The sequence below is a fragment of the Sporosarcina sp. Y352 genome (assembly GCF_056786535.1).
The window spans coordinates 12,067-29,005 of sequence record NZ_JBXCJE010000015.1 but is presented as its reverse complement, the minus strand read 5'-3'; the positions used below and the strand labels follow the sequence as shown (position 1 = coordinate 29,005).

The 16,939-nt window shown below is 41.3% G+C and carries 19 protein-coding genes; 2 read left to right on the top strand and 17 right to left on the bottom strand.

What is annotated here, in order from left to right:
- Positions 1–13: 13 nt before the first annotated feature.
- The 13 genes from nusB to AC1TO6_RS18330 all read right to left on the bottom strand — a co-directional run bounded on the left by nusB (position 14) and on the right by AC1TO6_RS18330 (position 8,440).
- Positions 14–394 (bottom strand): transcription antitermination factor NusB, encoded by a 381-nt coding sequence (gene nusB / locus AC1TO6_RS18390; RefSeq protein WP_482103080.1) that lies wholly within the window; start codon positions 392–394, stop codon positions 14–16.
- 115 nt (positions 395–509) lie between these two features.
- Positions 510–911 carry an Asp23/Gls24 family envelope stress response protein gene (locus AC1TO6_RS18385; protein ID WP_482103079.1) on the bottom strand — a complete coding sequence of 134 codons (402 nt, stop codon included), beginning with the start codon at positions 909–911 and terminating at the stop codon, positions 510–512.
- Between the two features lie 17 nt (positions 912–928).
- Complete coding sequence (gene accC, locus AC1TO6_RS18380; RefSeq protein ID WP_482103078.1) at positions 929–2,275, bottom strand: acetyl-CoA carboxylase biotin carboxylase subunit; 1,347 nt, start codon at positions 2,273–2,275, stop codon at positions 929–931.
- A gap of 14 nt (positions 2,276–2,289) precedes the next feature.
- The gene (gene accB, locus AC1TO6_RS18375; protein ID WP_482103077.1) at positions 2,290–2,790 is read right to left on the bottom strand and encodes an acetyl-CoA carboxylase biotin carboxyl carrier protein; all 501 of its coding nucleotides are present in this window, start codon (positions 2,788–2,790) and stop codon (positions 2,290–2,292) included.
- 247 nt (positions 2,791–3,037) lie between these two features.
- On the bottom strand, positions 3,038–3,586 hold the full coding sequence (locus AC1TO6_RS18370) for a SpoIIIAH-like family protein (RefSeq protein ID WP_482103076.1): 549 nt from the start codon (positions 3,584–3,586) through the stop codon (positions 3,038–3,040).
- Positions 3,573–4,043, bottom strand: a complete 471-nt coding sequence (locus AC1TO6_RS18365) for a hypothetical protein (protein WP_482103075.1) — start codon at positions 4,041–4,043, stop codon at positions 3,573–3,575. The genes AC1TO6_RS18370 and AC1TO6_RS18365 overlap by 14 nt, the downstream gene beginning before the upstream one ends.
- A 197-nt stretch (positions 4,044–4,240) precedes the next feature.
- Complete coding sequence (locus tag AC1TO6_RS18360) at positions 4,241–5,140, bottom strand: stage III sporulation protein AE (protein WP_482103074.1); 900 nt, start codon at positions 5,138–5,140, stop codon at positions 4,241–4,243.
- Positions 5,141–5,156: 16 nt separating this feature from the next.
- Positions 5,157–5,555: a hypothetical protein gene (locus tag AC1TO6_RS18355; RefSeq protein WP_482103073.1), complete on the bottom strand. Its 399-nt coding sequence runs from the start codon at positions 5,553–5,555 to the stop codon at positions 5,157–5,159.
- The gene (locus AC1TO6_RS18350) at positions 5,534–5,743 is read right to left on the bottom strand and encodes a SpoIIIAC/SpoIIIAD family protein (RefSeq protein WP_482103072.1); all 210 of its coding nucleotides are present in this window, start codon (positions 5,741–5,743) and stop codon (positions 5,534–5,536) included. The genes AC1TO6_RS18355 and AC1TO6_RS18350 overlap by 22 nt, the downstream gene beginning before the upstream one ends.
- Positions 5,744–5,862: 119 nt before the next feature.
- Positions 5,863–6,420 (bottom strand): elongation factor P, encoded by a 558-nt coding sequence (gene efp / locus AC1TO6_RS18345; RefSeq protein WP_482103071.1) that lies wholly within the window; start codon positions 6,418–6,420, stop codon positions 5,863–5,865.
- A gap of 25 nt (positions 6,421–6,445) precedes the next feature.
- Positions 6,446–7,504 carry a M24 family metallopeptidase gene (locus tag AC1TO6_RS18340; RefSeq protein ID WP_482103070.1) on the bottom strand — a complete coding sequence of 353 codons (1,059 nt, stop codon included), beginning with the start codon at positions 7,502–7,504 and terminating at the stop codon, positions 6,446–6,448.
- Positions 7,505–7,508: 4 nt separating this feature from the next.
- The gene (gene aroQ, locus AC1TO6_RS18335) at positions 7,509–7,949 is read right to left on the bottom strand and encodes a type II 3-dehydroquinate dehydratase (protein WP_482103122.1); all 441 of its coding nucleotides are present in this window, start codon (positions 7,947–7,949) and stop codon (positions 7,509–7,511) included.
- Positions 7,950–8,011: 62 nt separating this feature from the next.
- A complete protein-coding gene (locus AC1TO6_RS18330) occupies positions 8,012–8,440 on the bottom strand; it encodes a hypothetical protein (RefSeq protein WP_482103069.1) in 429 nt (142 codons plus the stop codon).
- A 129-nt stretch (positions 8,441–8,569) separates the two neighbouring features.
- On the opposite strand from AC1TO6_RS18330, the gene AC1TO6_RS18325 reads away from it, so the two are divergent.
- Positions 8,570–9,532 carry a DUF1385 domain-containing protein gene (locus tag AC1TO6_RS18325; RefSeq protein WP_482103068.1) on the top strand — a complete coding sequence of 321 codons (963 nt, stop codon included), beginning with the start codon at positions 8,570–8,572 and terminating at the stop codon, positions 9,530–9,532.
- Between the two features lie 44 nt (positions 9,533–9,576).
- On the opposite strand, the gene AC1TO6_RS18320 is transcribed toward AC1TO6_RS18325, so the two are convergent.
- Positions 9,577–12,138, bottom strand: coding sequence for a vitamin B12-dependent ribonucleotide reductase (locus AC1TO6_RS18320; protein WP_482103067.1), 2,562 nt, complete (start codon positions 12,136–12,138; stop codon positions 9,577–9,579).
- 206 nt (positions 12,139–12,344) lie between these two features.
- Positions 12,345–13,181, bottom strand: a complete 837-nt coding sequence (locus AC1TO6_RS18315; RefSeq protein WP_482103066.1) for a lipoate--protein ligase family protein — start codon at positions 13,179–13,181, stop codon at positions 12,345–12,347.
- A gap of 161 nt (positions 13,182–13,342) precedes the next feature.
- Here AC1TO6_RS18315 and AC1TO6_RS18310 point away from each other — a divergent pair, with 161 nt between their 5' ends.
- Positions 13,343–13,660, top strand: a complete 318-nt coding sequence (locus AC1TO6_RS18310) for a rhodanese-like domain-containing protein (protein WP_482103121.1) — start codon at positions 13,343–13,345, stop codon at positions 13,658–13,660.
- A gap of 466 nt (positions 13,661–14,126) precedes the next feature.
- Here AC1TO6_RS18310 and gcvPB read toward each other — a convergent pair whose 3' ends face one another.
- Both gcvPB and gcvPA read right to left on the bottom strand, forming a co-directional pair.
- Positions 14,127–15,587 (bottom strand): aminomethyl-transferring glycine dehydrogenase subunit GcvPB, encoded by a 1,461-nt coding sequence (gene gcvPB / locus AC1TO6_RS18305; RefSeq protein WP_482103065.1) that lies wholly within the window; start codon positions 15,585–15,587, stop codon positions 14,127–14,129.
- Entirely contained in the window at positions 15,580–16,926 is a 1,347-nt protein-coding gene (gcvPA, locus tag AC1TO6_RS18300; protein WP_482103064.1) for an aminomethyl-transferring glycine dehydrogenase subunit GcvPA, read from the bottom strand. The genes gcvPB and gcvPA overlap by 8 nt, the downstream gene beginning before the upstream one ends.
- Positions 16,927–16,939 lie beyond the last annotated feature (13 nt).

Here is a 16,939-nt window from a genome sequence, read left to right as displayed (position 1 = left end):
CCAAACAATCCAATTATTTTTCTTCGAATTTCGATAGTACGCCATTTACAAATCGGCCTGATTTTTCATCGCCAAATGTTTTACAAAGTTCGATTGCTTCATTTATTACAACCCTGTGTGGTACTTCTTTATTGTATAGCAGTTCATAGACAGCGATTCGTAAAACGGTCCGTTCGATTTTAGGGAGGCGGTCCAAAGACCAATTTTCCAGCTTTTCGGTAAGGACTTCATCAATCTCTTCCTTATTCTCTACAGTACCACGAACAATTTGTTCATAAAACCGGTTCACCGGCTCTTCAATAATGTAAGTGATTGCCTCATTTATACTCAGTTCTGTATTATCAAGCTGAAAAAGTGTTTGTACAGCTTTTTCGCGTGCTTCTCGTCGTTTCATAATATTATTCTCCTCCACTACCGTATCTCTAGGGCATTATCATAGCATAAGTTGGTTGTCCAGATACAGTAAGACAATTTGAAAAGCATCATCCGATAGAATGATGCTTTTCAGATCATACGGTTTCGGTTCCAGCTTCAATCTGAATCCCTGTAATATGAACATTGACTTCTGTTGTTTCAAGGGATGTCATGTGGAATATTGCATGACGTATTTGTTTTTGGATTTCCAATGCGATTGCGGGTAAAGAATATCCATACTCGACAACACAATGAACATCGATCATCAAACCTTGTTCAGTCCATTCCGTTTTGACTCCCTTACCATGATTCACTTTTCCAAACTTCTCCGCAACACCTGTTGCAAAGTTTCCTCTTGTGTATGCAACGCCTTTTATTTCTGTCGTCGCAATACCAATAATTACTTCAAGAACTTCAGGAGCAAGATGGACGTGTCCAAGTTCACTGCTTCCCGATGGAGCCAATCCAACCAATGTTGGAATTGTATTATCAGACATCCAGATTCTCCTCTCCGTTAGTTCATAATTGTGTACTTTTCAAGGAATTTTGTATCGAAATCGCCAGACTTGAAAACTTCGTTATCCATTAGGTTCAAATGGAATGGGATGGTTGTATCTACGCCTTCGATGATGAATTCATCAAGTGCCCGTTTCATCCTTGCTACAGCTTCCTCCCTAGTGTCCGCATGAACAATCAGCTTTGCAACCATAGAATCGTAAAATGGTGGAATGGAATAACCTGTATACATCGCCGAGTCTACCCGAACACCAAAACCGCCCGGAGGCATATACATCGTAACCTTACCTGGTGAGGGCATAAAGTTTTTCGATGGGTTTTCTGCATTAATACGACACTCAATAGACCAGCCGTTGATTTTAATATCAGATTGACGATAGACCAATTTTTCACCTGATGCAATTTTAAGTTGTTGCTGAACTAAATCGATACCCGTAATCATTTCTGTTATCGTATGTTCTACTTGGATACGGGTGTTCATCTCCATGAAATAGAACTTTTGATTGATATGATCAAAAATAAATTCAACCGTACCTGCACCTCTATAATTCACGGCTTCCGCCGCTTTGACAGCTGCTTCCCCTAAAGAGTGACGAAGTTCAGGTGTCAGCGCTGGTGAAGGTGCTTCTTCTAATAACTTCTGCATTCTACGCTGAATGGAACAATCCCGCTCACCTAGATGAATCGTATTACCGTATTTGTCGGCTAGTATCTGAACTTCAACATGACGGAAAACTTCAATGAATTTTTCAAGATAGACACCTGGATTACCGAAAGCAGCAGCAGCTTCTTTTTGTGTAATTTTGATTCCACTTACCAGCTCTTCAGCATCCCTCGCAACACGAATCCCTTTACCGCCTCCGCCTGCCGTTGCTTTGATGATGACCGGAAAACCAATTTCTTCAGCGATACGGAGGCCTTCTTGCTCATCAGCTACGATTCCCGTTGAACCTGGAACAATCGGAACGCCAGCACTCTTCATAGTTTCACGAGCTACGTCTTTCGTTCCCATCCTCGAAATTGAATCTGCGGTCGGACCTATAAATTCGATATTGACCTCTTCACAAAGTTCCGCGAAACTTGCATTTTCCGCCAGGAAACCATAACCCGGGTGAATGCCATCACATCCGGTAAGTTTTGCGACACTAATAATATTGGAAAAGTTAAGATAACTGTCTTTAGATAACTTTGGACCGATGCAATAAGCTTCATCAGCCAATTCAACATGCAGAGCATCCTGATCAGCTTCAGAATAAACTGCAACTGTCTTCATGCCAAGCTCTTTACAAGCTCGGATTATACGAACTGCAATTTCACCACGGTTTGCAATCAACACTTTCTTCATACGTTACTCCCCCTTCAATTAGCTTTTACGAGGAAGAGGGGCTGGCCATATTCTACGAGTTGCCCGTCTTTTACGAGAATCTCAACAATTTCCCCAGAAACTTCCGCTTCAATTTCATTGAATAACTTCATTGCTTCTACGATACAAACGATTGATTCAGCTTTCACCTTATCGCCAATCTGTACATACGCCGGTACTTCCGGTGAAGATGCAGAATAGAAAGTACCAACCATTGGTGAAATAACTTTGGTCAATGATGAATCGTCCGATTGTGTTGCAACTTCAGAAGTAGTTGGCGACTCCTCTGGAAGTAAACTTACCTCTACTACTGGTTGCGCCGGTTTTTCAGCAACTACTTGCTGAGCAGGTTGTGCTGCTTCAACTACTGAAGTGGAATGCTTAGTACTTCCTTTTTTTAATTCCAGTTTTGCACCATCTAATTCATAAGAAAATTTTTCAATTGAAGATTGATCAATTAGTTTAATAATTTCACGGATTTCTTGAATTTTTAGCATGATCGATTCTCCTGACTCCATTTTAATACGTTCTATATCTATTTTAGACGTTTTCACGTCATATTGAAATAGATAAAGGTCATTTCCCTCAAAGTTTGAGGGAAATGATCAAAAGCTGAAGTCATCTTCCAGCTACGAAAAAGATTAATTGGTACACAGAGAGTGCCTGGAAACGCACAGTTATGCCGCATTGTATATTGATTTAGCAAAAAAAAAAGACCCTATCCAGGGCCTTCAATTTGTTAGGTTATTCCGAGTCGCCAGTGAAAGAAACTTGAACGACCCTGGCATCTTTCCAACTTGTCATGACGAAATGGGTAATCTCTTCTGCCATTTGTGCTGATTGACCTTCCGAAGAAAGGACAGTGATTTTTACATCACCATCTTGATTGTGTACGAATGCTTCAGGATACCCCAACGCTTTAATTTGTAATTCCATGAGCGCTTCGGCTGATTCTTGTTTATTAAGCATGGCCATCTCATCGAACACTTTGTTTTTTTCCTCTGCCGTATACTCTGAAGATGTCATTTTAGTCAATAACTGATCTTCCATTTTACTTCGCTCATTGCGAACTTCCATCCGCATTTCCTCAAAGAGCAACGCTTCAGCAAATACGGGCGTCGTTTTATCTGTACCATCAGCTTCCTCGTTCAAATTAATGGCTTTGTCCGAGTCCTTAAAAATGGTGATCCCGTCGAACGGCATCGGCGCTTTTTCTTTGATGTAATAGATCGAGATGACTGCAACCAGGCTTAGCAATGTCAAAAACCATACTGTTCTTTTATTCGTTTTCATTAGTGTTCCCCCTTTTCTCCATTTCAACGATGACGATTCGGTATTCGGGTAGCTGAAGTACGGTAGACAAGATCTTGGATAGTTCGTTTTTCATCTTGAAATCTTCCGCGCCTTCTGCAACGACTAGAATGCCTTGCAACTGATTTCCTTTTGTAGTCGATGCTTTGGATATTGAAAAGTAATCGGATAGCGGATTTGCAGATTCTCCACCTTCATAATGGGGGTAGAGTAAAACTTCCCCTATTCCCTCAGTTCTCATAAGCGCCTCTTCTAATGCAGCATATTCCCGGCTCTCCTCCTTTTTTTCCTTCCCCCCCCCGATGACATCAAGACTGGAATTGATGAAAATGATGACCAGGAGAACAATCGTCCCGAGGAGGACAGTATGGATTTTCCTTTTTGGTTTTTGCATATCATCACCATTTCCGTTCATTGAGCCGGTTGTACGACCTGTCATCAATGATTCATTTTATGCAGTTTCACGAGAGGCTATGACCAATTATTGTGAAGATTGATTGAATCATCCAGATACCAATTGCAAGTTTAATAATGGGTATGAATTTCTCTTCTGTTTCGTTTGAAAATAATAACAAGATTGTTGCAGATAATAGTGTGATCAGCAGAATTCCAGTTAAAAAGACTCCATTTCCAGCCTCATTTCATCGTAGTAATCAACTTTACAAGGATAATTGAAAATAGTGCCGTGTAGATAAATGCAAAAGCAATAAGAAAAGAGATTGCACATAACACGAATAACGTCCGCCCGATATCATCCAAAATACCCGTGATATCTTCATTTGCAAATGGTTCAATGAGAGCCGCAGTCCATCTATAAAAGAATGCGGTGATTAATGTTTTGAATGACGGAATAAGCGCCACTGTCCAAATTGCAGATATTAGCCATCCTCCTGCAAAAACACTTGCTCCCGATGAATAGCGGCCGATTGTCCCCATACTATCAGTCATGAAAGAGCCGATGAGTGGAACGTTTTGACGAATGAGTTCTTTAATAGGCTCACTCGTCAAACCCGTAAGCGCCCAAGACATCGTACCTCCCACCGTGATAAAAATTGAATAAGCTGCTACTACCGCCGATACCGCACCTAGAAGGCTCGTCCGAATTAAATCCGCCATTTTTGTAAAAGGAACGGGTGGAAGTATTCTGGAAACTAAATCTAATATCAATGCTGCAGTCAAAAGAGGAATCAGAACACGTTCTGTCAAAACGATTGCACCATTTGCAAACAGTAGCATTGCCGGTTGGAAATTTAGCATGCTGAATGCTCCGCCTGTAGCGATCATACTGGCTGTCAAAATCGGATAAATGGAAATGAACATCATTGATATGGAATGCGCAATATCCCGAATAAGATTTAAATGTTCAAATGCTGGCTGCAAAGCTACCGTTATTACAATGAATATGAGAATCATCCTCGTCCATTTCGTAAACGTAGGGAATAGGAAATCTACTAGCAAAGCCATAAATGCAGAGATGATGACGATGACAAAGCTTGATAATACGGTTCCGAGTAGCGTTTCTATAAAAGAGATCATGGATGGCCCCGTCCGTTCATTTTGTGATGAGTTTTAATAGTAAATCTATTAGTTTGGATGTCTGTTCCATCCAAAGAGTAAGTATTGCAATCTTTACGGCGAAATGAGCGATTGCCGCTAATGAACCGTAACCTGCTTCAGCGATATGTTTTGCAATGAGCTCAGATAATAAAAAGAGAATGGCGCTGCCAATCAGTAACTTTGCAAATGGTTCCGGTAACGGTTCAAAAAGAGTTAAAAAGTAGATGACGAATGGGAAAACAATGGTGAGAAATATATGAAATAAAAAATAGAGAAAAATAGATGTATACAACAACGGCTGTAATTTGGGTACAGTAAATGAAATGAGGAGGAGAATTAGGAAGACGACAATGGTCTGAACTAAAGTCAGCATCAGACCGACATGGACAACCACTGGAAAAACTCCGTAATTTCCGAGAAGAAAATCCTTAGGAAGCGGAGCATTTCAGCAGTGATGTAAATATAAGCGATGAAAAACAAGAAGAAAGAAAATTCCTTTCTGCCAGTCTGCTCGAAAAAAATATGCAGAAAACCGATGACTAATCCGATACCGGCAACTCGTAGCAAATCATTTAGTTCCATCCGGTGTTCCCCCCATTGCAACATCCTATGTGCTAGGGGTTCAATATATGTAAAAAAGTCATGCCACCCATTTGGGTAGCATGACTTTTTGGATTCTTCGATTGACTTAGTATGTTTCTTTATGCTCTAGAAACGTATTCAGATTCTACTGTGTTGATGATTAGTTTGTCGCCGGTGTTGACGAAGAATGGCACTTGTACGACGACACCTGTTTCCATTTTAGCCGGCTTAGATCCACCGCTTGCTGTGTCGCCTTTAATACCTGGCTCCGTTTCAGCAACTTCTAAAACGACTGTTACCGGCAATTCAACGCCAAGTACCTCATCTTTAAAGAGAATAATATGAACTTCCATGTTCTCTTTCAAAAACTTCAATTCGTCTTCAATTTGTTTTTCAGGAAGTTCAATCTGCTCGTAAGATTCATTATCCATAAAGATATGTTCGTCTCCATTTGCGTACAAGTATTGCATACGGCGGTTATCGATTTGTGCTCTAGCAACTTTTTCTCCGGCACGGAATGTTTTTTCATTGACGTTACCTGAACGTAGGTTGCGCAGTTTTGAACGTACGAAAGCTGCACCTTTTCCTGGTTTTACGTGTTGGAAGTCCATTACACGCCAAATGTCTCCGTCAAATTCAATTGTTAATCCTGTTTTAAAATCGTTTACTGAAATCATAGTATTTCCTCCAATGGATGATAGATTATAAGATAAGTAGTTCTTTTGTTGAGTGCGTTAAACGTTCGTTGCCGTCAACGGTTATGATGATGTCATCTTCAATACGTACGCCACCGATTCCAGGTAAATATATCCCAGGCTCTACAGTTACAGTCATATTGGGTTCCAGAATCAATTCAGATCGATAAGATAGTCCGGGTCCTTCATGAACTTCCAGACCTATACCATGTCCTGTAGAATGTCCAAATGCTTCGCCATAGCCCATAGACTTAATATAATCGCGAGCAATCGCATCCGCTTCTATTCCTGTCATACCCGGTTTAATCTCTTTTAAAGCAAGTTCTTGGGCATCTAAAGTCACTTCATAGATTTCTTTTAGTTTTGCTGAAGGCTCACCTACAGCAACAGTACGTGTAATGTCTGAAATATAACCTTCATACAACGCACCGAAGTCTAAAGTGACAAAGTCACCCGAATTGATTACTTTATTTGTTGCTACACCATGGGGCAATGCTCCGCGCAAACCGGAAGCAACAATAATAGAGAATGATGATGACGTAGCTCCTTGACTTCGCATGGAAAACTCCAGCTCATTCGATACTTCCAACTCTGTGAGACCCGGTTTGATAAAACCGCAAATATGTGTGAATGCGTCATCTGCAATCTTAGCCGCTTTTTTCAAAATGATAAGCTCATCTTCCGTTTTCACCATACGTAGTTTTTCAACAAGACCCGAGACTGGTTTCAGCTCCGCATCAACTTTTTCATTGTAAAGCTCATAAAGACCGAATGATACATTATCTTTTTCGAAACCGATAGTACGAAGTTTCATTTTTTTCGCCTGGATTGCTACTTCTTCTATGATTGTTGCCGTATGCTGGACGATACGGAAACCTTGAATCTCTTTTTCCGCCTGTTCCGTATAACGAAAATCTGTGATGAATACTGCATCATCAGCCGAGATTAGCGCAAGCCCAGCGGTACCTGTGAATCCTGTCATATAACGACGGTTGAATTCGTTTGTGATTAGCAGTGCATCAATGCCATGTTCGATTAACAGTTCCCGTATTTTTGTCAATTTCACAGTTTCATACCCCTTTTCTCCGGAGAAGAAATGCTTGAAAGGCCAGTTGATATCCGTCAGTGCCAAATCCAGTTAACTGACCGATACAGACCGGTGCAATGACAGACTTCTCTCTAAACGGCTCTCGGCTATGTATGTTTGATATATGGATCTCAATGACAGGCACATCGACAGATGCGATTGCATCACGTAGAGCAATGCTATAGTGTGTAAACGCTCCAGGATTAAAAATAATGCCATCAAGACTGGTGTCACCAGCTTCGTGGATCTTATCGACTAGTGCACCCTCCCAGTTCGATTGGAAGAATGATAGTTCAACATCATGGAGCGACGCAGCCTTGTCTAGTTTACTTTCAACATCTGCTAATGTTTCAGCACCGTAAATACCTGGCTCCCTACTACCAAGCCTGTTTAGATTGGGTCCGTTTAGAATAAGTAACTTCACTGCCACACCATTCCCTTCACCGTTATCTTTCCCATTTTAGCATATCGTTCTTTTGTAGCAACTCATTTCACACTTTCATCCGAAAATTTCTTCATAAATACAGCCGTTCCTGTGATAAATCTGAACACTATGGCCATTAACGCTAGGTAAGGTATAGATATCGATTTTATTGCAGCTACAGGACTTTGCGGTGAACCAATTGTCCATTCAACCGCAAAAACAACAATAAACCCTAGAATTAACGCGGTTATAGACGGGGGAATTGATGTTGTGAATGACACGACGAAATACAGAATGGCAAATAACAATGTAAGAGCCATGAAAAGCAAAATCCATTTTATTGAATAATGAGCTGATACGAATATCTGCCATTTTTTTGCCCAGCCGATAGGTGACCAATTAATGAAATTGAATAATTGCAGGAACTTTAGAGCTATCGTTGTGATTAAGGCTCCGATTAGTGCAGTCCATAACAAAGTAATATTCATCATAGATATCCCTCCTATACAAAGTGTCGGGAGGTTTAGAACTTTTTAAACATCATTATGGAGTGTAACTTTATTTTTTAGTATAATGAGTTAATAGTATTTGTTGAATTAAAAGAAAGTGGGGCTAAATATATGAAAAAAGAACAACAGCCTCCTACTTACGGGGGTCAAGCACTAGTTGAAGGTGTTATGTTTGCCGGAAAAAATCATACCATCTCGGCAATTAGGCGAAAGGACGATACAATTCATTATTTCCACCTTCCAAAGGAAAAGAGTAATACTCTGATAAAAATGAAGAAAATCCCATTTATTCGTGGATTTGTTGCATTAATTGAATCTGCTGGAATCGGGTCACGGCATTTAACATTTTCCAGTGACCGCTATGATATTATGCCCGGCGAAGAAATTCTTCCACCAAAAGAAGAAACCTCCAAATTGGTAATGGTTCTTGGTGTCGCAGCTGTCGGAGTCTTATCTTTACTATTTGGGAAGTTCCTCTTTACACTGATCCCCGTCTTTCTAGCACAAGCACTACAATTTGTTGCACCAGGAAAAACAGCACAAATTTTGCTTGAAAGTCTATTTAAGCTCATTTTGCTATTGACCTATATTTCACTTATTTCTATGACACCGCTCATTAAGAGGGTATTCCAGTACCATGGTGCAGAGCATAAAGTTATCAACACATATGAAAATAATTTGCCCATGACAGTTGAAAATGTTCAGTCACAATCTAGACTCCATTTTCGTTGCGGTAGCAGTTTTATGCTGTTTACGGTAATTGTTGGTATGTTTGTTTATTTCCTTGTACCGGCCGATCCATTTTGGTTCCGCATTGTAAATAGGATTCTACTCATTCCAGTCGTTCTCTGCATTTCTTTTGAAGTCCTGCAAATAACAAATTCGCTTCGCAATGTTCCTATCTTGAAGTATTTAGGCTATCCCGGTTTGTGGCTCCAACTATTGACAACGAAAGACCCTGATGACAAGCAAGTGGAAATTGCAATTGCATCGTTTGAGAAATTATTGCAACTAGAAGAGCATGGTGTTGATGCAATGGAACTTGAAGCAGGGACTGTTCCTGTAATTATTTAAAAGCGGAAGCTGCCGATTATGGCCGCTTCCGCTTTTATATTGCTTTATAACCCGCATTTTAATTGGGCATTACAGTTCGTACATGTATTACAGCCGCCCATTTCTTCGACTGTACCTGTTCTACATACAGGACAAGTATCACCGACTTCAGATCCGATTGTAACGTTTGTCGAACGTAGATCTTGTATTGTATTGACAAGAACAACTTTACGCTGTTCAACTACTTCTTCAACATAGTCGGAATCCATTTCATTCTCTTCAGCTTTTAAGGTCAGGACTTGTGCATCTCGGCTACCATCCACATAGACAGTCCCACCTTTCGCTCCGCCCTTATAGAGACGCTCATAAACACTTTCAACTTGTTTAACAGTATACCCCCGTGGCGCATTGACCGTTTTAGAAATTGAACTGTCAATCCAACGTTGGATGATGCACTGTACATCTGCATGCGCTTCAGGCGCAAGAGCCATCGAAGAGATAAACCATTCCGGTAAGTTTTCCGAATCTGCAGCTGGATTATTCTTCAAATACTCTTCTACTATTTCAGCTTTCACCTCGATGAATTTACCAAGACGCCCGCTGCGGTAATAAGAAAAGGAGAAATATGGTTCCAATCCAGTACTAACGCCAACCATGGTTCCAGTAGATCCAGTTGGTGCAACAGTTAATAAATGGGAGTTTCTAATACCGTGCTCCAAAATAGACTCGCGAATATCTTCCGGCATTTTTTTCATAAAACCTGTATTGATGAACGCATTGCGCAGGGCTAATGTTTCCTCATCAGTCTTACCGATAAGGAATGGGAAGCTTCCCTTCTCCTTTGCAAGTTCGATTGATTCACGATAAGCAGATGTTGCGATCGTTTCAAATACGTTGTCGACAAGGTCGTTGCCTTCAAGAGAACCGTATTCTTTTTCGCAATAGATCAACAGGTCGGCAAGCCCCATGACGCCGAGCCCAACACGACGTTCGCCGAGTGCTTGTACTTTGTTTTCTGCTAGGAAATATGGCGTTGCATCGATAACATTATCCTGCATTCGAACACCAATACGAACTATTTCTTTTAATTTTTCGAAATTTACTGTTTTTGTCTCTTTATTTGCGACTTCCGCAAGGTTTACAGCAGCTAAATTGCAAACGCTGTAAGGTGCAAGTGGTTGTTCACCACATGGGTTCGTTGCCACAACTTGCTGGCCGTAAGCTTTGGCATTCGTTTCATTGTTGGCATTGTCGATGAAGAAAATGCCGGGTTCAGCGGCGTACGTTGCACAGATGTTAATAAGATCCCAAAGTGCACGTGCTTTGATTGTTCGGTATACACGAACTGCAAACCCTTGACGTTCCCATTCACGGACATCGCCGACTTTATGCCATTCTTCGTTGTATGTAGCCATTTCTTCCGGCGAGTACTTTTCAACAGCTGGGAAGCGCAGGTCATAATCTGCGTTCTGTTCAACTGCTTTCATGAAATCGTCTGTCAATGTGACGGAAATATTTGCACCTGTGAGGAATTCCGCATTTTGTACGGAATAGGTTCCCCCATCACGCAATTTCGTTTCAGCATCTTTCAAGATTGCATCATTGAATCCACCCATACCAGGAATCGTCCGATAGTTCATTATCCCTTGGTACATCGCTTCTTCTTGAGCTGTAAGCGGTTTGAATTTCAGTTTTTCATTTGCTAATTTTTTTATCAATTCATCTTCGGTAGTTTCCACAAGGTAACGGAGGATTCTAGGATTCTGCATTTTTGAGATGATAAATTCGTAAATATCCGGATGCCAATCTGCTAACATGATCATCTGTGCACCACGTCTAGATCCACCTTGTTCGACAAGATGTGTCAATTTAGCTATATCATCGAGCCAAGAAACCGACCCGGATGATTTACCGTTGACGCCGCGTGCAAGTGTGTTACGTGGTCGTAGTGTGGATCCATTTGTCCCAACACCACCACCGCGACTCATGATTTCCATCACTTGTTTGCGGTGATCAGAAATACCTTCACGAGAGTCAGCCACGAAAGGCATAACATAACAGTTGAAGAAAGTCACTTCAGTATCTGAACCAGCTCCGTATAGAACACGTCCAGCAGGAATGAAATTCAATTTCGACAATTGATTGTAGAACTGATCGAACGATTCTTTTCGTCTTGCTTCTGTCGTTTCAACCGAGGCAAGTCCTGTCGCATTACGTTTGGCAATTTGCTCATAAAAAACTTCAAGTGGCTTTTCTAGAACTTCTATCGGTCTTGTAATGATACCTTTTTCCTGCTCAACTGGATTGTCGATCGCTGAGCGAAAATCTTTTTCAATCCATATATCTGCTTTTCCACTTTTTTTATCAATTGCAGTGATAAAGCCAAGTCCACGTGCCGGGAATTTCGGATCTTCCTTAACCGTTAGGACGACGAAATCACCAACTTTGAGTGTTTCCTTTTCCGTATCCTTAAACGAATATCTGTCAATCATGACAAGCCGGGATACCCCTTTATGTTCAATATGCATATCATCTGTAATTGGATGCACTTGCGGGAATTTAGAGATATCCGCATTCAGCTGTGCCTTGTCCAAGATAGGTTCCTGGTGTTTTGAAACAATGACCATTAACGCATCCCTCCTTATGGGATATATTCATAAAACAAAACATGTATTTTCACGTAGAACACTACATGTTGTGTTAATTATAATACCTAATATACTACATATTGAAACCTGCTTCAATAAAATAGTTTTTACATTAAACTCCAAATGCTTAATTTACGCATTTCGGAACGCTTAATTCTCGATAAATAGCACCAAAGTTACAGATGTTATTTTCTATATGTCCAGTCATCATTCGCATATTTTTCCCGCTCAATTTCCATTACGAATTCGATTTGCTGTTCTGTTAATTCTAATGGTACAAGTTCCATATCAAGCGCTGATTCGAAACCTTTTGAAAATGCATCTGTACATTCCTCAATTGAAACAGAGCGGTTTATCAGTTTATCTATCGCTACCGCTTTTTCTGGCAAACTCATACGCATTTGTTCGCGGTGTTCTTCCGTTTTAAAGTTAAAGAGAGAAACCAGTTTGTCCACATCAAGACTTAAAAGTATCGCACCGTGCTGTAAAATGACACCTTTCTGTCTTGTCTGCGCGCTTCCAGCAACTTTCTTCCCCTCAACAACAAGTTCATACCAACTTGGTGTGTCAAAGCAGACTGCACTTCTCGGTTTCTTTAAATCATTGTTCTGTTGTTCAGTTTTAGGAACTGAAAATGATGCATCTAAGCCTAAGTTGCGGAACCCTTCAAGCAAACCGCCCGAGATAACACGATACGCTTCTGTTACCGTTTCAGGCATTTCGGGATAACTTTCACTAACAATAACGCTGTATGTAAGTTCGTGCTCATGAAGGACACCTCTGCCCCCCGTTGGACGTCGAACGAATCCAAGTCCATTTTTTTTCACTTCACCCATATCTATTTCTCTTTCGACATTTTGAAAGTAACCAATTGATAACGTAGCGGGTTCCCATTCATAAAATCGAAGTACTGGGCCGATTTCCCCTTTACTATGCCATTCTAGCAGTGCCTCATCCAAAGCCATATTGAACGAAGCACGACATTTTCCTGAATTAATGAAGTGCCAAACCTTTTTTTTCATTCGAATTCTCCCTCCACAACGAATTTCATTTTATCATTCCCATTGAACAAGTGCCACTCAATCTTTATAATGATAAGGTAGAGAGAAAGGGGAAATTTGTTTTGAACTATTATATCCTAGGGGCCGTTGCTCTTATCGTAATCATTTATTTTGTTGTGACGATGCAACGTCTTAAGAAAGCTGTTACAAACTTGACGCAAGAGCAATTTATCGAAGGTTATCGGAAAGCACAACTAATCGATGTGCGTGAGCCCAAGGATTATGATGCTGGTCATATTCTGGGAGCGCGTAATATTCCGTACTCTCAGTTCCGTCAGCGACATAAAGAAATCCGGTCGGACAAGCCCGTTTACTTATATGATCAAAACGGTGGAAAAAGCGCACGTGGAGCCTTACTTCTAAGGAAAAAAGGATATGATCAACTCTTCCACCTGCAAGGCGGCTTCCGTCAATGGACAGGTAAAGTGAAAAGTAAGTAAAATATAAAGTTCTTCCCCTTGGGAGGAGCTTTTTTCAATACTAGAGTATGGAATGAAGCAGCATATGTCATTAAAGAAAACGATTAAATGAGTTCTTTTTCCAGCACGTTAGACGGCACTCGCATGCGTGTGGGGTCGTTCATTGCAAATACACCCCCCATATTAACCCAAGCGAGTTATCCTGCCCTCAGCAATGCTACAGGCGTTTTAACCGCGCTAATGAAGACCAATTGGACGAAACAATAATCCTTACGAATCAGGGACTTACAGAAACAGCGCAAGCTCTTTACAACAGTTATGCAGACGTTGAATGGGAGAAGTGCTAAACCTCGATTTACTCAAGTTATTCCACCACCGACAATGACAATTCTTCTGGCTAGATTTCCCTTTTATAAACCTCCACTTGCTCTAAATACGCCCACGACAAAAAGGCACAACAGGATTTGCTGTGCCTTTTGTCGATTACTTATTGTTTTATATAGCGCAAAACAGGATTACGTGCCGCCTTCGTTTCATCAAGACGATTGATAACTGTTGTATGCGGAGCATTTTGTACGATTTCTGGATTTTCTTCGACTTCTTTTGCAATTTGGATAAGAGCGTCACAGAAAGCGTCAAGTGTTTCTTTTGACTCTGTTTCTGTAGGCTCAATCATCATGCCTTCCTCAACATTAAGCGGGAAGTAAATTGTTGGCGGGTGATAGCCAAAGTCAAGCAAACGTTTTGCCATATCTAGCGTGCGCACACCAAGTTTCTTTTGACGGCGACCCGACAGAACGAATTCGTGTTTACAATGACGGTTATATGGAAGGTCGAAATGAGGCTCCAGTAAACGCATCATATAGTTTGCATTCAATACAGCATTTTCCGTAACTGCTTTCAAGCCGTCCGGGCCCATTGAACGAATATACGTGTATGCACGTAAATAGATTCCGAAGTTACCATAGAACGGTTTAACACGGCCGATTGATTGCGGTAAATTGTATTCAAACGTATAAACCTCATCTTTTTTCACAAGAACTGGTTTCGGCAGGTAAGGAATAAGATCCTTCTTCACACCGACCGGACCTGAACCTGGTCCACCACCACCATGAGGACCTGTGAATGTTTTGTGCAAGTTCAAGTGAACTGCATCAAAGCCCATGTCCCCAGGGCGTGCTTTAGACATAACTGCATTCAGGTTTGCTCCATCATAATAGAGTTTTCCTCCAGCAGCGTGAACAATCTCAGCCATTTCAAGAATTTCTTCTTCAAATAGACCTAGTGTATTCGGGTTCGTCAGCATAAGTGCTGCCGTGTCATCTCCTACATGTCGTTTCAGGTCCTCAAGATCAACAAGTCCGTCTTCACCCGATTTTACTGTAACCGTATCGAAACCGGCAACTGTAGCTGAAGCTGGATTAGTACCGTGTGCCGAATCCGGAACAAGTACTTTCGTACGTTTAAAGTCGCCGTTTGCTTCATGGAAAGCACGGATCATCATAAGAGCCGTCCATTCACCGTGCGCTCCCGCTGCTGGCTGAAGAGTCACTTCGTCCATACCCGTAATTTCTACAAGATGCTCTTGCAGGTCATACATTACTTCTAGTGCACCTTGAACAGTCGACTCATCTTGCAGTGGGTGAATATTTGCGAATCCAGGATAACGAGCAACGGATTCGTTGATTTTCGGATTATATTTCATTGTACATGATCCAAGTGGATAGAATCCGGAATCAATCCCGTGGTTACGATTCGAAAGTGCTGTGTAATGACGCATAATATCAAGTTCGGAAACTTCCGGAAGTTCTGCAACTTCCTCGCGAACAAATCCTTTTGGCAATAAGCCGGAAAGGTCAAGTTCAGGCACATCCAGTTCAGGAAGACTATAGCCTATCCGTCCTTCTCTAGTAAGTTCAAATATTAATGCCTGGTTATCTTTATGCATGAAGGGCCTCCATTTCCTGCACAAGTGCATCGATTTCTTCTTTCGTACGCTGTTCAGTCACAGCGATTAGAGCATGGTTTGCAAATTCAGGATACGTCAAACCTAAGTCATAGCCGCCGATTATCCCTTTTGTAAATAATGTTGTATTCACTTCTTTAACAGACTGTTTGCAATCAACGACAATTTCGTTAAAATGCGATCCACTAAATTTAACTTCAAACCCGGCTTTTTCAAATGCTTCCTTCGCATAACGTGTTTTGACAATGTTCTGATATGCAATTTCTTGCGCGCCTATTTTCCCAAGTGCAGTCATCGCAACAGAAGCTGCAAGTGCATTTAGGGCTTGGTTCGAACAGATGTTAGACGTCGCTTTATCACGACGGATATGCTGCTCTCGTGCTTGAAGTGTCAAAACGTAACCTCTGCGGCCCTCATCATCCGTCGTTTCTCCAACAAGACGCCCAGGTACTTTTCGCATCAACTTTTTCGTCACTGCGAAATAGCCACAATGTGGTCCGCCGAAAGATTCTGGAATGCCGAACGGCTGTGCATCTCCTACCGTGATGTCAGCGCCTAGCTTGCCAGGTGGCGTCAGTATTCCAAGTGCAAGTGGATTTGATGATACAACGTACAATCCGCCTTTAGCGTGTGTAATTTCCCCGATTTTTTGAATGTCTTCGATTTGACCGAAGAAGTTCGGGTATTGAACTAAAACAGCGGCTGTATTCTCGTCTATCAATTCTTCCAGCATCGCCATATCTGTTACGCCATCTTTTTGTGGAATCGTGACCACTTCGATATTTTGACCTGATGCATAGGAAAGCACTACATCACGAGATTCCGGATTAACCGTCTCGGAAACAAGAAGTTTCTTCCGACGCGTATGTCCAGATGCAAGCGTTCCCGCTTCTGCAAGAGCCGTACCGCCATCGTACATAGATGAGTTTGCAAGATCCATACCAGTCAGCTCACAAATCATTGTTTGGAACTCAAAAATCGCTTGCAACTCACCTTGCGAAATTTCCGGTTGGTAAGGCGTATAAGCCGTATAGAACTCAGAACGCGAAATAACATGGTCTACAATGATTGGTTTGTAATGATCATAAACCCCTGCACCTAAGAATGATGCATATGTGCGCGCATCCGCATTTTTCGACGCAAGTTTAGACAGTTCTTTTGTTAATGAAGTTTCAGATTTCGCTTTTTTAATATTGTATTCGCCTTTAAATCGGACCTTTTCAGGAATGTCCGCAAAAAGTTCATCTATGGATGAAATACCAATTGTTTTCATCATTTCAGCGCGATCAGTTTCAGTCATAGGAATATAACGATGCTGCATGTCCTCTTAACCC